The organism is Wolbachia endosymbiont of Atemnus politus, from assembly GCF_013309895.1.
On the sequence record NZ_JAAXCS010000113.1, the window covers coordinates 1 to 4,100 of the forward strand.

Annotated in this window: 3 protein-coding genes and 3 pseudogenes; 2 read left to right on the forward strand and 4 right to left on the reverse strand. The window is 35.8% G+C overall.

What is annotated here, in order from left to right:
* Window positions 1-351 precede the first annotated feature (351 nt).
* Together HET73_RS09540 and HET73_RS09545 are read left to right on the forward strand one after the other, a co-directional pair.
* A pseudogene (locus HET73_RS09540) lies at window positions 352-717 on the forward strand (phosphomannomutase/phosphoglucomutase); the annotation flags it as partial.
* Between the two features lie 287 nt (window positions 718-1,004).
* Window positions 1,005-1,986, forward strand: a pseudogene (locus tag HET73_RS09545) (phosphohexomutase domain-containing protein); the annotation flags it as partial.
* Here the strand turns inward: HET73_RS09545 and HET73_RS09975 are convergent.
* From HET73_RS09975 to HET73_RS09555, 4 genes and pseudogenes are all read right to left on the reverse strand, one after another.
* The gene (locus HET73_RS09975) at window positions 1,952-2,248 is read right to left on the reverse strand and encodes a hypothetical protein (protein WP_246210230.1); all 297 of its coding nucleotides are present in this window, start codon (window positions 2,246-2,248) and stop codon (window positions 1,952-1,954) included. The pseudogene HET73_RS09545 and the gene HET73_RS09975 sit on opposite strands and share 35 nt — an antisense overlap.
* Window positions 2,249-2,320: 72 nt before the next feature.
* On the reverse strand, window positions 2,321-2,560 hold the full coding sequence (locus HET73_RS09980; protein ID WP_246210232.1) for a hypothetical protein: 240 nt from the start codon (window positions 2,558-2,560) through the stop codon (window positions 2,321-2,323).
* A gap of 101 nt (window positions 2,561-2,661) precedes the next feature.
* Entirely contained in the window at window positions 2,662-2,988 is a 327-nt protein-coding gene (locus tag HET73_RS09985; protein WP_246210233.1) for a hypothetical protein, read from the reverse strand.
* Window positions 2,989-3,160: 172 nt separating this feature from the next.
* Window positions 3,161-3,800: pseudogene (locus tag HET73_RS09555) on the reverse strand (hypothetical protein).
* Window positions 3,801-4,100 lie beyond the last annotated feature (300 nt).

Consider the following 4,100-nt stretch of genomic DNA (forward strand, 5'->3'; position numbering starts at 1 on the left):
CATTTCTTAAACCCTTGGAAATCTGTTTCCCATTTTGAGCTCACTCGTTCCCTAATTTCTTTATCTTGCAGTAAAGGGCCAATAATGTACCAGATTAATTTTTCTTTCCTGAAGATTGTTGCAAGATTCTATGACACTTAGAATATCATTTTTCTTCTGTTCATCTCTACATCTTAACTTTGATTCTTAATTATAAATAAATGTTCGTTTTTCTCCGGCATAATTCACATTTTTAAAAAATATACTATAATATTAACATATTTTTTTAAAAAAGTCAGCTAATCGTTGGGTAAATAAGCTTGAGCGTTTGTCTGTAATATATTGTATAGTATTTACTCTGAGCAGTGCAGTATGGACAATACCATTATAAGAAAATACGATATTAGAGGTGTGGTAGGCAAAGACCTACAGATCGACGATGGGTATGAGATAAGTAGGAAGTTTGGCCAAACCGTAACTAATGTTTTCGTGGGCTACGACAGCAGAAGAGATTCACCAAGTATAGAAAAAAATTAATCAATGGCTTCACTTCATCCGGAGCAAATGTTATATGCATTGGACTATGTGCTCCTCACCTATGCTCTAGGCCGCAACGCAAATCACACATTCAGATCTTGGTATCATTATTACTGCTTCGCATAACCCTAGCAAATACAATGGCTTTAAATTTTTTAGTAGTAAAAAGTTTACTCAGAACAAGAAATAAAGGAAATCATTAGTTTTTTTTTATCATTTTCGAGACATCTCGTCTCAAAGGAGACGGGCTCATGGGACCCGAACCGGCGCCTACGGCTGTCCGATCTCCACCACGGCCAGGGCCGATTTTGAATTCACATTAGCGATTGAGGAAAACCCTGGAAGACCTCAATCAGGATGGTCGTGGATGGCAAGCCCTCCACTACCGCTCTCCATGGCAAACCCCAGAATAAATAAACTGCGGCTGACAGGGATCGAACCCGAGACGTTTGCGTCACGAGCCAGGTACTTAACCACTGCACCATGGAGGTAGTCCAATCAAAAGCAGTACAAAAATTGGAAGCTTAATTAACATAAACATATACAGCCAGTACATTCACATATTAAAGAGTGCATTAAAGAATAATACTACACAAAAGCTGAAAATAGCCTGGGATTGTGGAAACAGCCAAGTAAGTGGAATTGTAAGGTATATTGAAAAGATCCTACCAGATCATACGCATATCGTAACCAATAACGCTATATACGGAGCATTTCCATTGCACGATCCAGATTCTATAGAAGAAAAAATCTCGTTCAATTAATTGATATTGTAAAGAAAGATAAATGTGATCTTGGCATTGCATTTGATGGCGATAGTGATAGGGTACGCTTGATTGATAATAAAGGCAATGTTGTTTCCAACGACCACTTATTTATGATTTTTGCGCGTGAATTATTGGATGAATACCCAAATGGCAAAGTTATTACTAACATAAAAATGAGCATGAAAGTGCACGATTTTGTTAGCAAGTTAGGAGGGCAAGTAATTGCCTGCGCTACTGGACACTCGCTGGTTAAGAAAAAGATGTTAGAGGAAGAGGCAAAGTTTGCCGGTGAACTGAGTGGGCACTTTTTCTTTTCTGAGCTTGGTTTTGGTGACGGACTGTATTCTGCTGTTAAAACCATTGACATTTTACTCAAGAAAAACCAAAGCCTATTCTCAGATGATTGAAAGCTTACCAAAGCTGTATATCACTCATTAAGTAAAGATTGTAGTTAAAGACGAAAAAAAAATTTAAAATAATGGAATCAATAAAGAAAACACTAAAGCAGCAAAGCATTGCATTTTCAGAGCTTGATGGTACCAAGTTAACCAATAATGATAATAAAGGTTGGTGGCTCCTCAGAATTGTTAAATACACAAAACTGTATTACAGCAAGATGTGAAAGAACAAGTCTTCAGAAGACTTTGAGCTTACTAAAAAGGTCTTGTTTAATTACATTGATAAAGCAAGGTCTTTGAATTAGCTCTCTTGATTATAACACACACAATTAAAACCATTACAGCTTGAACACTTATAATCCCATGCTCTAGCTTTTTACTACAATTCGCACATTTCCAGCACGGATCAGATAAAGCTTCTGAGTCCATCCTTTTTAGCCAATAAATTACTTTATCATACTCTTGTAACATAACCTTGAGCCGCATCATAATAAGATAGATCAACATGTAATTAGCTTTTTTCATAGCAGTATCTAAGTGTTGACTAGCAATATCATATTTGCCCAAGCTAATTGCAGATGTAAGCAATAACTAAAATAATAATCAGGGCGCAAGTTATATAGCCTTTCAGCACCTTTGCTATTTAAAACTGATGTAAATTTTAGCTAATTGAGGAGTAGGATTTACTGCATACTCCGCCTCTAATACTGCAGAAGCTTTTCTGATTTTTCCAACTCTAATATATAACTCTGTCTTTAAATTGATGGGCCTAAAAGTTGCGTAATAACTCTGTGCGCTTAATAAAGACTTTTTAGCCTCCTTATAATTCCTTTTACTTTCACATTGCTTTGCTAAAGCGCAATAAAAGACCGCTAACATTTTTTTACAATCAAAGGGAAGAAAAATATTAAAAACTTTGCAGCTTCTTTTACCTTCAAAATTGCGTTGACCCAATCTTCTTTTAATATGCAATACTCTATTTAAAAGGGAATAGACAGAACTTTATCATCAATTGAACTAGAGCAATACTCTATGAATCTTTGAAAGGTTGCTCTTTCCTGTTTAAGAGCGACAATTAGTTTGCTGGCCAGAAGTAGAGCTAAGTTGCGATTTTTATTTGCAATGTTTGTTAAACCGTTGCTGAAAAAGCTGTAATTTCCTGTTCTACCTGAGTTAAAGACTTTTACTAAGGATAACTTATTGCTTTCCTCATTTAGATTTTTAACTAGCTTGTGAGCGTTCTCCATATTGCCAAACTCTATGCTAAACAAAGCTTCAAAAAGCAGTAGCTCTTCTCTCTCTGTCAAATGTAATTAATAAAAACAATAAAAACGCACAAGCAAAAATAATAAAATATAGAAGATCAACACTTATAGTATGTACACTTGTAGTAACTACCCAATTCTGACCTTATTACTTCACCACTCACTTTGATCCATATACCAAATAAAAAAGCGAGAGCGAAAATTATGAAATAAATCATGATATATATTGTAATAAGTGATGATATACTGTTGAAATATTCTTAGAAGCTACAACAAGACCATTCAATTTATTTAACCATTGCTTTAATTCTGGGTGTGTTAAATCACCTACTGTAGTAGCTATGCTCTGCCAATCATTATCATTTATTGACTCCTCAATTTCTACTAACTTTGCCCTTAATGGATCATTTTTATCTTTTATTTTCACCCACTTTGAAATGACTTTTTGAAATAGTGTGATTTGTTATAATCAATAGTATCAATGGCTTTCTCAAAAGAAAATTTCAACTCACGTAAAGTATTTACCTCTTTCAATTTTTCCAATTCACTTACTGCATTTTCTACTTCATGGTCATCAAGCTCAATATTAGAGGCTTTATTGTGCTTATATGATTATCAAATTTTGCTTTTCGCAATAACGAATTTTTCATTTCAACCACAAGCAACAGCAATTTTGCGAGATTTTTGTGCCTTGAACTACCATCACCAGGTTCACATTGAGTGTGCAGACTTCTCTTTAAGTCAAATATCTTTTTTTCTATTCTAGATTGAATAACTTCGAACAACATTTTCAAATCGTCTATGTTTTCCGTCAAAACTTTTACATTGTCCTCCTGATTTATTTTTAAATTTATTTATGCGTATGGCGTTGTTGCCCAGGAGGCCCGAAGGCGTTTGGGCGCCAATAAACCTCGATTAAAGAACCGAGGTACGTCCAGGGCCGATTTAAATTTAGCCATCCCGGTATTTACCTTAATCGATAGAGGGAAACCCTGGAAAACCTCTATCAGGATGGTTGTGAAAGGCAGGCCCTCCACTACCGCTCTCCAAGGTTTGGTTATTTTAAATAAAACGGCCGGACTGGGGATCGAACCCCGGACGACCGGCATGCCGTGCTAGCACGCTAACCAGTACACTATGGAGACGGTATTTTT

Excerpts from the sequence above, each read along its gene's own strand:
- HET73_RS09980 (WP_246210232.1), bottom strand. The coding sequence starts at position 2,560 with ATGTTAGCGGTCTTTTATTGCGCTTTAGCAAAGCAATGTGAAAGTAAA.